Annotated in this window: 13 protein-coding genes; 7 read left to right on the top strand and 6 right to left on the bottom strand. The window is 75.4% G+C overall.

Going from position 1 to position 15,824, the window contains the following annotated elements:
• Positions 1-40 precede the first annotated feature (40 nt).
• Together AC07FY_RS06055 and AC07FY_RS06050 are read left to right on the top strand one after the other, a co-directional pair.
• On the top strand, positions 41-499 hold the full coding sequence (locus AC07FY_RS06055) for an ATP-binding protein (protein ID WP_479001059.1): 459 nt from the start codon (positions 41-43) through the stop codon (positions 497-499).
• A gap of 146 nt (positions 500-645) precedes the next feature.
• Complete coding sequence (locus tag AC07FY_RS06050) at positions 646-1,878, top strand: serine hydrolase domain-containing protein (protein ID WP_479001056.1); 1,233 nt, start codon at positions 646-648, stop codon at positions 1,876-1,878.
• A gap of 128 nt (positions 1,879-2,006) precedes the next feature.
• On the opposite strand, the gene AC07FY_RS06045 is transcribed toward AC07FY_RS06050, so the two are convergent.
• The 3 genes from AC07FY_RS06045 to AC07FY_RS06035 form a co-directional block, all read right to left on the bottom strand.
• Positions 2,007-2,669, bottom strand: coding sequence for a DUF305 domain-containing protein (locus tag AC07FY_RS06045; protein ID WP_479001054.1), 663 nt, complete (start codon positions 2,667-2,669; stop codon positions 2,007-2,009).
• A 74-nt stretch (positions 2,670-2,743) separates the two neighbouring features.
• Positions 2,744-3,151 carry a DUF6153 family protein gene (locus AC07FY_RS06040; protein WP_479001051.1) on the bottom strand — a complete coding sequence of 136 codons (408 nt, stop codon included), beginning with the start codon at positions 3,149-3,151 and terminating at the stop codon, positions 2,744-2,746.
• Positions 3,152-3,286: 135 nt separating this feature from the next.
• Positions 3,287-4,438 carry a carboxylate-amine ligase gene (locus tag AC07FY_RS06035; RefSeq protein ID WP_479001048.1) on the bottom strand — a complete coding sequence of 384 codons (1,152 nt, stop codon included), beginning with the start codon at positions 4,436-4,438 and terminating at the stop codon, positions 3,287-3,289.
• 217 nt (positions 4,439-4,655) lie between these two features.
• Between AC07FY_RS06035 and AC07FY_RS06030 the strand changes: the two genes are divergently transcribed.
• The 3 genes from AC07FY_RS06030 to AC07FY_RS06020 all read left to right on the top strand — a co-directional run bounded on the left by AC07FY_RS06030 (position 4,656) and on the right by AC07FY_RS06020 (position 9,467).
• On the top strand, positions 4,656-5,456 hold the full coding sequence (locus tag AC07FY_RS06030; RefSeq protein ID WP_479001045.1) for a hypothetical protein: 801 nt from the start codon (positions 4,656-4,658) through the stop codon (positions 5,454-5,456).
• A 107-nt stretch (positions 5,457-5,563) separates the two neighbouring features.
• Positions 5,564-6,820 carry a Gfo/Idh/MocA family protein gene (locus AC07FY_RS06025; RefSeq protein WP_479001043.1) on the top strand — a complete coding sequence of 419 codons (1,257 nt, stop codon included), beginning with the start codon at positions 5,564-5,566 and terminating at the stop codon, positions 6,818-6,820.
• A gap of 235 nt (positions 6,821-7,055) precedes the next feature.
• Positions 7,056-9,467, top strand: a complete 2,412-nt coding sequence (locus AC07FY_RS06020) for a polysaccharide lyase 8 family protein (RefSeq protein WP_479001041.1) — start codon at positions 7,056-7,058, stop codon at positions 9,465-9,467.
• Positions 9,468-9,488: 21 nt separating this feature from the next.
• Here the strand turns inward: AC07FY_RS06020 and AC07FY_RS06015 are convergent, their stop codons facing one another.
• A complete protein-coding gene (locus AC07FY_RS06015; protein WP_479001039.1) occupies positions 9,489-11,474 on the bottom strand; it encodes a heavy metal translocating P-type ATPase in 1,986 nt (661 codons plus the stop codon).
• A gap of 96 nt (positions 11,475-11,570) precedes the next feature.
• Here AC07FY_RS06015 and AC07FY_RS06010 point away from each other — a divergent pair, with 96 nt between their 5' ends.
• Positions 11,571-11,942, top strand: a complete 372-nt coding sequence (locus AC07FY_RS06010) for an ArsR/SmtB family transcription factor (protein WP_479001600.1) — start codon at positions 11,571-11,573, stop codon at positions 11,940-11,942.
• Here AC07FY_RS06010 and AC07FY_RS06005 read toward each other — a convergent pair.
• Positions 11,843-13,393 (bottom strand): MFS transporter, encoded by a 1,551-nt coding sequence (locus AC07FY_RS06005; RefSeq protein ID WP_479001036.1) that lies wholly within the window; start codon positions 13,391-13,393, stop codon positions 11,843-11,845. The two genes, AC07FY_RS06010 and AC07FY_RS06005, sit on opposite strands and share 100 nt — an antisense overlap.
• A 92-nt stretch (positions 13,394-13,485) precedes the next feature.
• Positions 13,486-14,130: a TetR/AcrR family transcriptional regulator gene (locus AC07FY_RS06000; RefSeq protein ID WP_479001033.1), complete on the bottom strand. Its 645-nt coding sequence runs from the start codon at positions 14,128-14,130 to the stop codon at positions 13,486-13,488.
• Between the two features lie 62 nt (positions 14,131-14,192).
• On the opposite strand from AC07FY_RS06000, the gene AC07FY_RS05995 reads away from it, so the two are divergent.
• Complete coding sequence (locus AC07FY_RS05995) at positions 14,193-15,809, top strand: FAD-binding oxidoreductase (RefSeq protein WP_479001030.1); 1,617 nt, start codon at positions 14,193-14,195, stop codon at positions 15,807-15,809.
• The last annotated feature ends 15 nt before the right edge of the window (positions 15,810-15,824 follow it).

Genomic DNA, 15,824 nt, shown 5'->3' with positions numbered 1-15,824 from the left:
ACTTCATTTCCGATATTTCCTTTCGGATAGGAGCTGCTCCGTGCTCGTCGTCAGCGAACTCCTGGGCAACGCCGTCCGCCATACGCAGGTCGGCGGCTGGCGGCTGCGCATGGCCTGCCGGCGGCCGGAGGAGCTGGTGGTCGAGGTCCACGACCACAGCAGCGCCCGCCCCGTCCCCCGCCCGGGGGACCCGGACAACGGCGGCGGGTTCGACTGGGGCATCGCGCGGCAACTGACCTCGTCCCTCACGGTCGTTCCCCACCGGACCGGCAAGTCGGTGCGAGCCGTCTGGCAGCGCGCGGCACCCGGACACGGCAAGCCCGTGCCCGGCGGACCGGGCCGCGGCGCGCGGGCGATCGGCACACCGGGCAGCGGCCCGCGGGCGATCGGCACACCGGCGGTCGGCGCACCCGCCCGCGGATGCCGCGCCCTCGGCAGTCCGGCCCTCGCCCGCCCGACCCTCGGCGCCCCGGCCCTCGGCAGTCCGGCGCCCCGCTGACCTGGGGCAGGAGCGGTCCACCGGCACGAGGCGCCGCTGAACTCCGCCCCCGCCCCGTCCCCCGCACCCCCTCGCACCCGTTGAGCGGTCGGGCGCGCGCCGCAGACCGCGCGTCGCCGACCACTTCCGACCCATGCGAGGAACGAATGACCCTGCCCCTGACCCGACGGGTGGCGCTCGGTGCCGCCCTGCTGGCCGCGCTGGCCGGGGTGGCGCCGGCGACCGCCGCGCACGCCGCACAGGCACCCGCCGCGCGCGCGGCCGAATCACCCGCCGACCTCCAGGCCCTGGTCCGGGCCCTGCGCCGGACGACCGACGCCGGCGCGCCCGGGGCCATGGCCCGGATCGCGGGCCCCGGCGGGGTCCACTCCCGGGCGGTGGGCGTACGCGACCGGGCCACCGGCGCGGCCATGGACACCCGCTCCCGGTTCCGCGTCGGCAGCGTCACCAAGACGTTCTCCGCCGTCGTGCTGCTGCAGCTCGTCGCCGAGGAGAAGCTCGGTCTGGACGACCCGGTCAACCGCCACCTGCCCGGCCTGCTGCCCGACGACCGGATCACCGTGCGCCACCTGCTGAGCCACCGCAGCGGGCTGGCCGACTACACGGACGCCATGTTCGCGCGGACCGTGCCGGGTTTCGAGGCCGTGCGCACCAGGGTCTTCGGCTACCGGGAGCTGGTCGGCCTGTCGCTCGAGGACCCGCGGACCACCCCGCCCGGCGCTGCCTACGCGTACTCGAACACCAATTTCGTGGTCGTCGGCATGCTCATCGAGAAGGTCACCGGGCACGGGGTGGGCGAGGAGTACGAGCGCCGCGTGATCAGGCCGCTGGGTCTGCGCGACACCTCCTACGTCCACCCGCGGACGCGCATCGAAGGACGGCACGCACGCGGCTACCTCCACCCCGACGAGGAGGGAGGGCCGCTGGTCGACTCCACCGAGCAGACCGTCTCCTGGGCGCAGTCCGCCGGGGCGGTGATCTCCGACGCGGCCGATCTGAACACCTTCACCTCGGCGCTGCTCGGGGGCCGGCTGCTGAAGCCGCGGATGCTGGCCGCCATGCTGGAGATGACCCCCACCGACGCGGCGGGCACCCGTTTCTACGGGCTGGGCCTGCGCCGCTACGACCTGTCCTGCGGCACGTCGGTGTACGGCCACACCGGCACCGTGCAGGGCTTCTACACCTACGCGTTCGCCACCCGTGACGGCCGCCGCAGCCTCACCGCCATGGCGAACACCTCGAACCGGGGCGCCGCGAACACGGCGCTGGGCGGGACCCTGGAGGCCGCGTTCTGCGGCAAGCGGTCCGCCGCGGCCACGGCGCGCGACTTCGCGCTCGCCCCGGCGGAGGTGGACCTGCCGGAGCGGCACGCGCGCTGAGTGCGTCCGCCGGTACTCCGTCCGGGGGGAGTCCCCGGACGGAGCCCCGTGGATCAGGGCGGGAAGCGGACCCGCCCAGCGGGCCGGCGGGTCAGGCGGCGGCGGATCAGGCCAACGGCCCGACCGGTTCAGCTCGTGCCGAGGAGCCCCTTCATCGTGGCGATCTCGGCCGACTGGGAGCTGATGACGGCCTCGGCCATCGTCTTCGCCCCGGGGAAGGCGCCTTGCGCCTGTTCCTCCTTCGCCATCGCGACGGCGCCTTCGTGGTGCTTGATCATCAGCTCCAGGAACGCGGTGTCGAAGGCCTTTCCGGAGGACTTGCCGAGCCGGTCCATCTCCTCGGCGGTCATCATGCCGCCACCGCCGGCGCCGTGCGCGGAGTGATCGGCCGCGCCCTCGGCGGGCACCTGCTCGCCCCACGCGGTCAGCCACCCGGACAGGGTCCTGATCTCCGGGTCCTGCGCCTTCTTGATCGCCTCGGCCAGCTTCCCCACCTGGGCGGAACCGGCCCGCGTGGCCGCGAGGCCCGCCATCTCGACGGCCTGGCGGTGGTGGGGGATCATCCCCTGGGCGAAGAAGACGTCGGCCGCGTTGTGCTGTCCCTGCGCGGTGGAGGCCGAGACGGAGGGCGACGGGGCCTGCGCCGGGGACGTGGACGGGCCGGAATGGCCCGAGTGGCCGGCGGTGGCGCCCTCGTCGGCGGCGCCGCAGGCGGCGAGGGCGAGCGCGGCCGCGACGGCGGTGGCCGCGACGGCGAGGTTGCGGCGGAACGGGGAACGGTTCGTGCTCATGGTGGTGCGACTCCTTGACGCGTGAGGACAGGGCGGAGCGCGGCGCCCCCCGGGGGGCCGCCGTGCGGGCCGCTCTAGATGCGCAGGAGTTGCAGTTCCGCGAGGTCCGGCGGGGCGCGTCCGGTCGTCGTCGGCGGCGACCAGGGGGCGGCTGACGCCGCGGGCCCGGGCGCACCCGGGAGGGCGGCGACGAGCGCGGGCGGGACGTAGGGGGTGCCGATCCCGGTCGCGGCGCAGGTGGCGTCCGCGTGGTGGAGGCGGCCGTGACCGCCGGCGTCGTCGGAGCAGTCCCCACCCTGCTGCTGGTGGCCGGACCCGTGCCCCGCGACGGGGAGCGCGTACGCCGTCCCCACCGGCGGGACGCCCGGCACCGCGGTGCCGAGCCCGTGCATGGCCAGCACACCCGCCAACACGGCGAGCACCAGCAGCAGGCGGCCGGGCCCGACGGGGCGGCGGCGCCACGGCTGCGGGGCGGCGATCATGCGGTCATCCTACGATCCCGGCACGCCCGCGGCCCGCGGCATCACTTCCCGGCGCGTCCCGCTCCCTGCCGGGGGACCATCCTGCGCCGCAGGACCACCAGCGCATGGCCGACTGCGCAGGACGGACCCGCCGGGTCACCGGGCGAGCGCCACACCGTCTTGCGGGTGGAGGCCCGGGATGGTGGCGGCCGCCAGGTCGTCCACCACGGCCCGCAGGCTGCCGGTGCGCCGGTAGACCTCGCGCTGGCGCTCCGCGCCCGTACCGCGCCTGCACAGCTCGCCGAAGAGCCACTCGGCCTCCGCGAGGTCGCCCGTCGCCGCCAGGCCCGGCTCGGCGCGCCGCAGCAGCGCGGCGGTCAGGGCGCGGGCGGGCAGGGTGTCGCCGGTGAGCGGGTCGAGCCCGTCGCCCTGGTGGCCGTGGCGTGCCGCGAGCCGGTGGGCCGCCCGCAGCCGGGCCGCCGGTACGTCGGGCGGGGGGCTGCCGTCCGCCTCGGCCGTCAGCGTCGTGCACAGGCCCCGGACCAGCAGGGCGAGCAGCACGGTGGTGTCGAGGTCGGCACTGACGTCGGCGACCCTGACCTCGAGCGTGGGCACGTGCTCGGACGGGCGGGCGTACCAGTAGATCATTCCCCGGTCGAGGATGACGCCTCCCGTGACCAGGGCGTCCACCGTGCTCTCGTAGCCATCCGGGTCCAGCAGCGGCGCGGGCCCCACCGTCGGCCAGCGGCTGTACTCCACCGAGCGCCAGCCGGCGAAGCCGCTCTCCGCGCCCCCGGAGAACGGCGAGTTCGCCGCGAGCGCCTGGAGCGCGGGCAGATAGGGGCGTACGCGGTTGGCCAGGTCCAGCGCCTGGGTGTGGTCGAGGGTGCCGATGTGGACGTGGCAGCCGCAGACCGCACCGAGCCGGCCGTCGACGATCCCGGGGTAGGCACCGGCCATGCGCCGGTAGCGCGGGCGGTCGGTCACCGGTACGGGAGCGTCGGGCGGCACCACGGCCGTGCCGGTCCCCACCAGCAGGCACCCCGCCTCCCGTGCGGCGCGGCCTGCGGTGGCCCGCAGGGCGGCCAGTTGCTCGCGCAGGTCGGCCGCGGTGGCCGCCGGTTGGGTGCAGACCTCCAGCTGGGAGGTGTAGAACTCCGTCTGTGCCTGGCCCCCCAGCTCAGGAACGAGCGTCCTGAGTACGCGGGGCGCCCGGGGCACCGGCGCCCGGGTCCGGACGTCCACGAGGAAGAACTCCTCCTCGACTCCCATGGTGAGCACGGCGTACCCGCTTCCGTCGTCGGACAAGCGACCGCGGCACCCGCGCCCGTCCGGCTTCCGCGCTTCTCGCAGCCCGGCCGCCGTCGTGGGAGGCGTGTGCCCACTTCAGTCTGCTCCCTCCTCGGCCCGCGAGCGCTCCCAGGCGCCTGACCATCTGCTTTCACGGAAAGTGACTCCGGTTGTCACCATCAGGCACCACCCCTGCCCTGCGGGGCCGCCGGGCGGTTCGCGTAGCGTTCGGCGGATGACCACTCCACCGCCGCAGCCGCCTTCCGGCCCGTACGGACCTCCCCCGCACCAGCAGCCGTATCCCCTGCCGCACCAGCACGCACAGGCGTATCCGCCGCAGTACCCCCACCCGTACCCGGGCCCGCCGCCCTACCCGCCGCCGCCCCGCCGGAACCGGACCGGCCTGGTCGTCGGGATCGTCGCGGCCTCGCTGGCCGGGCTCGGCATCCTGGCGTTCGCGGTGAGCCGGATCGCCGGGGCCGGGGCCCTGGCGGACGGGTCGGGATTCCCCGAGGCCGAGTACCGGCTCACCGTGCCGCAGACCCTGCTCGGCGGCGAGTACGAACTGGTCCAGGACCTGTCCCGGTCCGAGGGCGCGGCAGCGCTCGAGGGCACCTACGATCCGAAGATCCGCAACCCGGAGCCGGCGGTCGGCCAGTACGGCGCCGAGTCCCGCGAGGGCACCGGCGCGCTCGTCTTCTCGGGGCTGTACGGGCAGTTCAAGGATCCGGCGTCGGCCCGCGACAAGATGCTGTCCGGCGCCGCGGACGCCAAGGGGGCGACCCTGGCGGTCCCCGCCCGGGAGATCACCCCGGCCGGTTCCGGGATCACCGTCTCCTGCCAGGTGCTGACGATGACCCAGGAGGGAGTCCGCAGCACCCTGCCGATGTGTGCCTGGGCGGACGGGAACACCGGCGCCTCGGTCGGCTTCGTCACTCCGGACACCGTGACGCAGGACCCGTCGGCCGTGGACCTGTCCAAGGTCGCCGTGAACACCCTGAAGGTGCGTACGGAGACCAGGCAGCCACTCCACTGATCCGGCCCGGTACGGCAGCGCGGACCGGAGCAGGGGCTCTTGTTCCGGCTCGGCGGGGTCGCTAGCCTCGCGCCCCAGACATCGCCTACGCACGGGAAGCGGGACCGATGCCCGTCGGAGTCACCCTCGCCGTCGTCGGTGCCGGGGACCGCGGAGCGGCGCACGCGGCTTGGGCGCTGGCCCATCCGGAGCGCGCCACGGTGGTGGCGGTCGCCGAGCCGCGTGCCGCGCGGCGGGAGCGGATCGCGGCCGGGCACGGGCTGGACTCCGGGGCGGCGGTGGCCGACTGGCGGACGCTGGCGGCCCGCGGCCGGGTGGCGGACGCGGTGCTGATCTGCACGCTGGACCGCGAACACCTCGAGCCGGTCCTGGCGTTCGCCGCGCTCGGCTACCACATCATGCTCGAGAAGCCGATGGCGGCGACGGAGGAGGAGTGCCGGCGCATCGTGGCCGCCGTCGAGGAGGCCGGAGTGGTCCTCTCCGTCGGCCACGTCCTGCGGTACACCCCCTACACGCGGGCACTGAAGCACGTACTGGACTCCGGGCGGATCGGTGACGTCGTCAGCGTGCAGCACCTGGAGCCGGTCGGGTTCTGGCACCAGGCCCACTCCTTCGTGCGCGGCAACTGGCGCCGGGAGGACGAGGCCACCTCCATGCTGATGGCGAAGTCCTGCCACGACCTGGACTGGCTGCAGTACGTGCTCGGCCGGCCGCCCGTCCGCGTCTCCAGCTTCGGTCGCCTCTCGCACTTCCGGCCCGAGCACCGGCCCGCGGGGGCCGCCGACCGGTGTCCTGACTGCGCGGTGGAGGACAGCTGCCCCTACTCCGCGGGCCGCGAGTACGGCGCCCGGCTCGCCCAGGGGCGGCACGGCTGGCCGCTGAGCGTGGTGATCGAGGAGTTCACCCCGGGGGCGCTGGAGGCCGCGCTGCGCGAGGGGCCGTACGGACGCTGCGTGTACGCCTGTGACAACGACGTCGTCGACCACCAGGTGGTCGCCATGGAGTTCGACTCCGGGGCCACGGCCACGTTCACGATGACCGCCTTCACCGAGCACGCGGACCGCCAGACCCGCATCTTCGGCACGCGCGGGGAACTGAGGGGAGACGGCCGGCAGGTGCGGCTCTACGACTTCCTGACCCGGCGCGAGGAGGTCGTCGCGATCGGTCCGGAGGGCGCGGGGGACGCCGCCGGCGGCCACGGGGGCGGCGACGCGGGGCTGATGGACGCGTTCGTGTCCGCCGTCGCCACCGGAGACCGCAGCCGGGTGCGGTCCGGTCCGCGGGAGTCCCTCACCAGCCATCTGACCGTGCTGGCCGCCGAACGGGCCCGGCGCGAGGGCATCGTGGTGGACATCCCGGTGTGAGCGTCCCGATCGATCGCTCCACACGATCGCCGGAACCGCTGAACGATCCATCGTCACGCACCTCTTGAACGCTCTTTCGCACGCGTGCTACAAAACCGGACAGCGGGCGCCCCCTCCCACCCCGCCCCCTCGTGACGCCGCCCGCCGCCGAGCGGACGCCTCCCGCCGCGCGCCGACGCGCGCACGGCACGGTCCACCGGACGGCGGGCCCGCCGCGCCCCGTTCTGGAGGCTCCATGTCCAGTCCATGGTCCCGCCGTTCCTTCCTGCTGGCCGGAATGTCCTCGGCCGGCGCCCTCGCGGCGACCGGCGCCGCATCCGCCTCTGCCGCTGGCGCCGCCCCCGCCCCCGCCGCGGCCGATGAGTTCGACACCCTCCGCCTCAGGTGGCGGGCCCTGCTGCTGGGCAGCGGATTCGATCCGGCGGCCGAGCCGTTCGCCGGCAAGCTCGCCCTGCTGGGCACGCGGGCCGCCGAACACCGCGCGGCGATGGCTGCCGTCAGCGGCTCGCTCTGGCCGGACCTGCCGCTGACCCTCTCCAGTTCGATCACCGGCAGCTACGCCCGGCTGGCCACCATGACCCAGGCGTACGCCCAACCGGCCACGGGCCTGACCGGCGACGCCGGGCTCGCCGCCGAGATCGACACCGGCTTGGACCACCTCCACCGGGAGGTCTACAACCCGGCGACGAGCCCCTTCGGCAACTGGTGGGACTTCCGGATCGGTTCCCCCCAGCTCCTGCTGGACATCAGCGCGATCCTCCACGACCGGCTCTCCGCCGGCCGCCTCGCGGACCACCTCGCGGCCGTCGACCGTTTCGTGCCCGACTCCTCGGTCGCCGCCTACACCGGCACCAGCACCGGCGCCAACCGGGTGGACCTGTGCCGCTCGCTCGCCCTGCGCGGCATCCTCGGCAGGGACACGGCCAAGGTCGCGCTGGCCCGCGACGCCCTCTCCCCGGTGTTCCCCCTCGTCACCCGCGGCGACGGCTTCTACGCGGACGGCTCCTTCGTCCAGCACACCCACCTCGCCTACACCGGCTCCTACGGCGCGGTCCTGCTGGGCGGCCTGGCCGCGCTCTTCTCCCTCCTGGGCGGCTCCAGTTGGGCGGTCACCGACCCGCGGCGGCAGCTGGTCCTCGACTCGGTGGAGAAGTCCTACGCGCCGTTCCTGTTCAACGGCCTGATGATGGACGCCGTGTCGGGGCGGGCCACCAGCCGGGGCAACCCGCGGACCACCGCGCACGGCGTCCAGGGCGGCGACCACGGCCGCGGCCACGACGTGCTCGCCTCCATCACCCTGCTGGGCTCCGCCGCGAGCGCCGCGGAGAACCGGCGCTGGCGCGCACGCGTGAAGGGCTGGATGCGGCGGGACTACTACAGCCCGGTCCTCGGCGACACCGATCTCGGCGTCGCGGCGCTGGCCAGACTCAAGGCCGTGCAGGACGACGGCTCCGTCACCCCCGCCGCCGAGCCCCCGGGCCACCGGCTGTTCCCGGCCATGGACCGGGCCGTGCACCGCCGGCCCGGCTGGGCCGCCTCGATCAGCATGGCCTCGAAGCGGATGGGCTTCTACGAGACGGGGAACGGGGAGAACCTGCGCGGCTGGCACGCCGGGGCCGGGATGCTCCAGTGGTGGGGCGACACCTATGCCAACGGGCAGTACACCGACGCGTTCTGGCCGACCGTGGATCCGTACCGGCTGCCCGGGACCACCGTCTCGCGGAAGGTGCTCGCCGACGCCGAGGGGGGCGCCTGGGGGCTGCCGAGGCCGGACGTCAGCTGGGTCGGGGGCGCCACGGACGGCGAGTTCGCCGCGATAGGCCAGTTCCTGCGCGGGCTCTCCAGCACCCTGTACGCGAAGAAGTCCTGGTTCTGCCTGGCCGATGCGGTCGTCTGCCTGGCGGGCGCCGTGCGGTGCGCCGACGGCGCGGCGGTCGAGACGGTGGTGGACAACCGCAACCTGGGGGCCGCCGGGACCCACGCCCTCACGGTGGACGGAGCGGTCCAGCCGGCCGCACTCGGCTGGTCGGGGACGCTCACCGGTGCCCGTTGGGCGCAGATCGCGGGGCACGGCGGATACGTGTTCCCCGGCGGGGCCACGGTGAGGGCGCGGCGCGAGGCCCGCACCGGCTCCTGGCGCGACATCAACACCGGCGGCACCGCGGACCCGGTCACCCGCCGGTACCTGACCCTCTGGTTCGACCACGGCGTCGACCCGGAGGGCGCCGCCTGCTCCTACCTCCTGATGCCGGGCGCCGGTACGGCCGCCACCGCCGCCCGGGCCGCCGACAGCGGCTGGCTGACGGTCCTGGCCAACGGCAACGACCAGCAGGGCGTCCGGGTCCCCTCGCTCGGTGTCACCGCCGTCAACTTCTGGAACGCCGGAACGGTCGGCGCCCTGCGCGCGGACAGGCCGGCCTGCGTCCTGGTGCGGGAGCACGGCGACGGCACGGCCACCGTCTGCGTCTGCGACCCGATGCGCATGCAGACGGGGCTCACCGTGACGTGGAACCGCCCGGTCGCGGCCGTGCTGTCCCAGCCGGCCACGGTCACCTCGGCCGCCACCGGCTCCGCGCTCACCCTCACCTTCGCGGACCTCACCGGGCAGGCCGGGGCCACGCAGGTGGTGCGGGTGGAGCTGACCTGAGCGAGCACCCGGTCGTTCGCGTCAGGCCGCCCCCGCGGCCCGGGTCCACGCGGCGTCGCGCAGCAGCCGCAGGCCGTTGAGCCCGACGATGACGGTCGAGCCCTCGTGGCCCAGTACGCCCAGGGGCAGCGGCAGATGCCCGGCCAGGTCCCAGACGACCAGGACGGAGATGAACAGGGCGGCGACGACCAGGTTCTGCGCCACCAGGCGGCGCGCGGCGCGGGACAGTGCGATGACGGCCGGTACGGCGGCCAGTTCGTCGCGGACGACGACCGCGTCCGCGGTTTCCAGGGCGAGGTCGGATCCGGCGCGGCCCATGGCGACGCCGGTGTGCGCGGCGGCCAGCGCCGGGGCGTCGTTGACGCCGTCGCCGACGACCAGCACCCGGCGTCCGGCCGCCTCCTGCTCCCGGACGGCGGCGACCTTGTCCTGCGGCAGCAGGCCGGCCCGGACGTCGGTGATGCCGGTCTCCGCGGCGAGGCGGTCCGCGGCACGGGGATTGTCACCGGTCAGCAGCATCGGCGCGGTGCCGGTGAGCGCGTGCAGGGCCGTGACGGCGGCGGCGGCGCCGGGGCGCAGCCGGTCGGCGAGGCCGAGCACGCCGACGGGGGTCCCGTCGCGCAGCACGACGACCGCGGTGCGGCCGCCGTCCTCCACCTCGCGCACGGCCTCGGCCGCGGAGGCGGATGCGGCGCCGGGCCGGGAGGCGTCCAGGAGCCGGGCCGGGGCGCCGGCCTCGATGCGGTTCCCCCGTACGGTGGCCGCCACTCCCCGTCCGGGGACGGAGGTGAATTCCGTGGCGGCGGCGGTCGGCAGGCGCCGGGCGCGGGCCTCGGCGGTGACGGCGCGGGCGAGGGGGTGTTCGCTGGGGCGCTCGGCGGCGGCCGCCAGGGCCAGCAGGGCGTCCTCGGTCAGTCCGGCGCCGGGCAGCGGGTGGACGTCGGTGACGCGGGGGGTGCCTTCGGTCAGGGTGCCGGTCTTGTCGAGTGCGACGGCGTCGACCTGTCCGAGGCGTTCCATCACCACGGCGGACTTCACCAGGACGCCGTGGCGCCCGGCGTTGGCGATGGCCGACAGCAGGGGCGGCATGGTGGCCAGCACCACGGCGCACGGCGAGGCGACGATCATGAAGGTCATGGCCCGCAGCAGGGCGCCGGTGAGGTCGGCGCCGAAGGCGAGCGGGACCAGGAACACCGCCAGGGTGGCGGCGACCATGCCGATCGAGTAGCGCTGCTCGACCTTCTCGATGAACAGCTGGGTGGGCGCCTTGGTCCGGGACGCCTCCTCGACCAGGGCGACGATCCGGGCGATCACCGAGTCGGAGGCGTCGCGCTCCACGGCCACGCGCAGCGCCCCGGTGCCGTTGAGGGTGCCGGCGAACACCTCGTCTCCGGTCTCCTTCAGCGCCGGCAGGGGCTCGCCGGTGATGGTGGCCTGGTCGACCTCGCTGGCGCCGTCCAGGACCCGGCCGTCGGCGCCGATCCGCTCCCCGGGCCGGATCAGGACGGTGTCCCCGACCCGGAGGTCACCGGTGGCGACGGTCTCCTCGCGGCCGTCGCCGGTCAGCCGGGTGGCGGTGGCGGGTGCGAGGTCGAGCAGGCCGCGCACCGCGTCCTGGGTACGGGCGGTGGCCAGCGCCTCCAGAGCGCCGGAGGTGGCGAAGATGACGATCAGGAGGGCGCCGTCCATCACCTGTCCGATCGAGGCCGCGCCGAGCGCGGCGACGATCATCAGCAGGTCGACGTCCAGGGTCTTGTCCCGCAGGGCCTGCAGGCCGTCCCGGGCCGGCTCCCAGCCGCCGGTGGCGTACGCGGCGGCGTAGAGCGGGCCCCATGTCCAGGCCGGGGCGCCGGCCAACTGGAGGGGCAGCGCGGCCAGGAAGAGCAGCAGGGCCGCCCCGGCCCAGCGTGCCTCCGGCAGTGCGGACGCCCTCGTACGGCGCCGGGGAGCCGCCGGGGCGGCGGTCGGCGGCTCTCGCCGGGGGCGCTGGAGCAGGACTGGAGGCATGGCGGGGCAACCCTTCGCGGGCCGGGGGACGTCGGCCATTCCACCATACATGAACATCTGAACATGTCTTCAGGTGTCATCGGTAGGATGGCCGCCATGGGCCACGGAACGGACGCCAAGAACACCGCCACGACGCGTGAACGCCTGGACGCCGTCGGCACGGCCGACGTGGCGGCGACCCTCCAGGCCCTGGCGACGCCCTCGCGGCTGCACATCCTCGCCCGCCTCCAGGAGGGCCCCTGCGCGGTGGGCGACCTGGCCGAGGCGGTGGGGATGGAGCCGTCGGCCTGCTCCCACCAGCTGCGCCTGCTGCGCAACCTCGGCCTGGTCGCCGGTGAGCGGCGGGGCCGCTCCATCGTCTACTCGCTCTACGACCACCACGTCGCCGAACTCCTCGACCAGGCCCTCTTCCACGTCGAACACCTGCGCCTGGGCCTGCACGACCGGGTTGCCGCGGAAGCACCCTGAGCCGCCGCACTCCTCCCCGGCCGCGCGTCGCCCGCGGTGCGGCCGGTGGTGAGGGCGACGGCGAGCGCGAGGAGGACCAGGACCCCCGCCACGGCGAAGGTGATCCGCATGCCGGTGACGACGGCTGCGGGGGCCGCGGTGGTCACGTCGCCGGACGCCGACGCGAGGGCGAACACGGCGCCCATGACGGAGGCGCCGGTGACGAGGCCGAGGTTGCGCGACAGGTTGAGCAGCGCGGAGACCACGCCCCGCCGGTCCGCGGGGACGTCCGCCATGACGCCGGTGTTGTTGGCCGTCTGGAACACGGCGTATCCGGCCGTGAGGACGACCATCGGCGCCAGGTATCCGGCGAGGCCGCAGCGCGCCGGGAGGATCGCCGGCGCGGCGGCTCCGGCCGCCATGGCCAGGAGCCCGGCGGCGGTCGTGCGGGGTGCGCCGAAGCGGTCCGTGAGGCGGCCCGCCGGTACACCGGTCAGGGCGGCGGCGAGGGGGCCGGCCGAGAGGGCGAGCCCGACGAGGGCCTCGCCGAGCCCGAGGCCGTGCGCGAGGTGGAAGGGCCCGACCACCAGGGTCGTCATCATCACCGTGGAGACGAGCGCGCTCGTGGCGAGGCTCCCGCGCAGCCGCGGCTCGCGGAGCGTCCGCAGCCGGATCAGCGGGGCCGCGGCCCGTGCCTCGACGCGTACGAAGAGGACGGCTCCGCAGGCGGCGGCCGCGAGCAGCACGGCGACCGGCACGGCGGACCCGCCGCGGCCCGAGGTCACGGCCAGCGCGTACGCCGCGAGCGTCAACGCGAGCAGCGTGGTGCCGAGATGGTCGAAGGGGGCCCGGCCCGCGGCCCGCGGGGGCCGGTCGGCGGGCAGGTGGCGGTGGACGAGCGACAGGGCCAGCAGGCCCAGCGGCACGTTCACGAGGAAGATCGCCGGCCAGCCGGGTCCGGCGACCAGGACGCCGCCCAGTGAGGGGCCGAGCGCGGTGCCGGCCGCGGACATCGTGCCCAGCAGGCCCATGGCCCGACCGGTCTTCGCGCGGGGGACGGTCTCGCCCACGAAGGCCAGGGTGAGGGCCGTCATCACGGCCGCTCCGGCGCCTTGCGCCGCGCGGGCGGCGACCAGCAGCCACAGCGTGGGGGCGAGGGCGCAGAGCGCGGAGGCCGCCGTGAACAGGAGGATGCCGGAGAGGAGCAGCCTCCGGCGGCCGAGGAGGTCACCGAGCCGTCCGGCGCCGACGATCAGGGTGGTGACGGCGAGCAGATAGGCGAGGACGACCCACTGCACCTCGGGGAAGGAGGCACCGAAGGCCCGTGCCAGGGCCGGCAGGCCCGCGCCCGCGATGCTCGTGCCGAGCGAGGGCAGCAGGACGGAGAGCGAGAGGGCGGCGAGCGCGGGGCGCACCCCGCGTCCGTGCTCGGGCAGGCGGGTTGACGATACGGCGACATGATGGGTGCTCATGTCCGGGAGCGTGCGCGGGCGCCTGCGACACCGGCAAACATTTTTGCCGTTTCGACAACGGGCCGCACTCTCCCGCGCGGTGGTTCAGCGGTTCAGCCGTCTGCCGGCGTGAGGGTGGCGGCGGCCGCGAAGAGCCGGGCGCAGCGTCGGGTCATCGCCGCCGGGGTCTGCTCCGGGTGCTTGACCCACCAGCGGACCAGAGTGGCGACGAGGTCCCGCCAGACGTACGTGAGGGCGTCGGCGTCGAGCGGGTCGGTGGAGCCGGCCGCGCGCAGCAGGTCGGCGGTGCCCCCGGCCGCGAGGGCGTCGATGACGGCCCAGTAGGCCGAGGCCCGGCGCGCGGCCTCGCCGCCGGGCGGCAGGGAGGTGTCGTAGAGCACGAACCACTCCTCGCGCCGCCCCTCGAGCGCCGTGAAGAGGCCGTCGAGCACGCGCAGGGGCGTGTGCGGGGTGGTCCCGCCGGGGCCGATCGCCGTACGGATGGCGTCCAGGAGCCGGTCGCCGACGGGGACCAGGCAGGCGATGTACAGGTCCTCCTTCGTCCCGAAGTACTGGTGGAGCAGCGTCTTGGTGACGCCGACGCGCGCCGCGATCGCGGGGAGGGAGGCGGCCGCGTAGCCGCGGGCGCCGAACTCCTCCGTGGCGGCCTCCAGCATCTGCCGGCGGCGGTGGTGGCGGGGGACTCCCTTGGTGCCGGCCTTGGAGGGGGCTGCCGGGGAGACGGAAGGGGTTGCCATACGGCGATATTATCAGTAGGTAATTTACCTATAGGTAAGTTACCCGGATCCCAGGAGCCTCCATGACCGGCACCACCCCGCAGCCGTCGTCCCGCACCCGCTCCTGGTGGGGCTGGGGCTGGAGGGACGCGCACCCCGGCGACGCGGAGTGCGCCGCGATGGGCGCCCTGCTGCCCGGCACCCTCAGCCGTCCGCTCCCCGTCCCGCGCGTCCGGGACCTGGGCATCGCCGACCCCGCGGTCGCACCCCCCGCGAGCCTCGCCCGGCTGGTCTCCGCCGACCCGGAGGACCGCGCCTCGCACGCCATGGGGAAGGCGTACCGGGACGTCGTACGGGCGCTGCGCGGGCGCCCGGGCCGAGTGCCGGACCTCGTCGCCCGGCCGACGGACGAGCAGGCGGTGGCCGACCTGCTGGACTGGGCCGGCGAACGGCAGGTGGCCGTCGTCCCGTACGGCGGCGGGTCCTCGGTGACCGGCGGCGTGGAGTACCGCGGCGACGCCCACCGGGCGGTGATGTCCCTCGACCTGACCTCCATGGGGCGGGTCCTGGAGGTCGACGCCGAGGGCCGGGCCGCACGCATCCAGGCCGGGGCCCTGGGGCCCGGCCTGGAGGACCAGCTGCGGCCGCACGGCCTCACGCTGCGGCACTTTCCGCAGAGCTTCGAGTTCTCCACCCTGGGCGGCTGGCTCGCCACCCGGGCCGGTGGCCACTACGCCACCGGCCGCACCCACATCGACGACTTCGTGCAGTCCCTGCGCGTGGTCACCCCGGCCGGTACCAGTGACTCCTGGCGGCTGCCCGCCTCCGGGGCCGGGCCCTCCCCCGACCGCCTGTTCCTGGGCTCCGAGGGCGCCCTCGGCGTCATCACCGAGGCGTGGGTCCGCCTGCAGGAACGGCCCCGCCACAAGGCGTCCGCCGCGGTCGCGTTCACCGGGTTCCACGGCGCCCTGCGAGCGGTGCGCGCTCTCGCGCAGTCCGACCTGTCCCCCGCCAACTGCCGCCTCCTGGACGCCGGTGAGGCCGCCCTCTCGGGCGCCGCCGAGGACGGCAGCGCCGTGCTGGTGCTGGGGTTCGAGTCCGCGGACGAGCCGGTGACCGCCCGCCTGGAGCGGGCCGTCGCGCTGGCCCGCTCCCACGGCGGCCGGTGCGACGCGGCCGACCGCGCGCGGCAGGCCGGGACCGGCGCGCAGGGCGCCGACTCGGCCGTCGGCGCCTGGCGTTCGGCCTTCCTGCGCATGCCGTATCTGCGGGACGGGCTGGTCCGGATGGGCGCCGTGGCGGAGACCTTCGAGACGGCGGCCACCTGGGACCGGATCCCGGGCCTGATCGACGCGGTGCGCGCCGAGGTCGGCGCGGCGGCGCTCGAGGCGACCGGCCACCCCGCGACCGTCAACTGCCGCCTCACGCACGTCTACCCGGACGGAGCGGCGCCCTACTTCACCGTGCTCGCCGCGGGCCGCGCCGGGGACGAGGTCGCCCTTTGGGACGAGCTCAAGGCCGTCGCGGGCGAGGTCCTGTACCGGCACCGGGCCACCATCACCCACCACCACGCCGTCGGCCGCGACCACCGCCCGGGTTACGACCGCCAGCGGCCCGAGCCGTTCGCGCTGGCGCTGAAGGCCGCCAAGGTGGCGCTCGACCCCCACGGCATCCTCAACCCCGGCGTGCTCGTGGACTGACCGGGCCCGCGGGCC

Source organism: Streptomyces sp. NPDC045967, assembly GCF_056430495.1.
The sequence above is the reverse complement of the archived record's forward strand: the minus strand, read 5'-3'. Positions and strand labels throughout refer to the sequence as shown.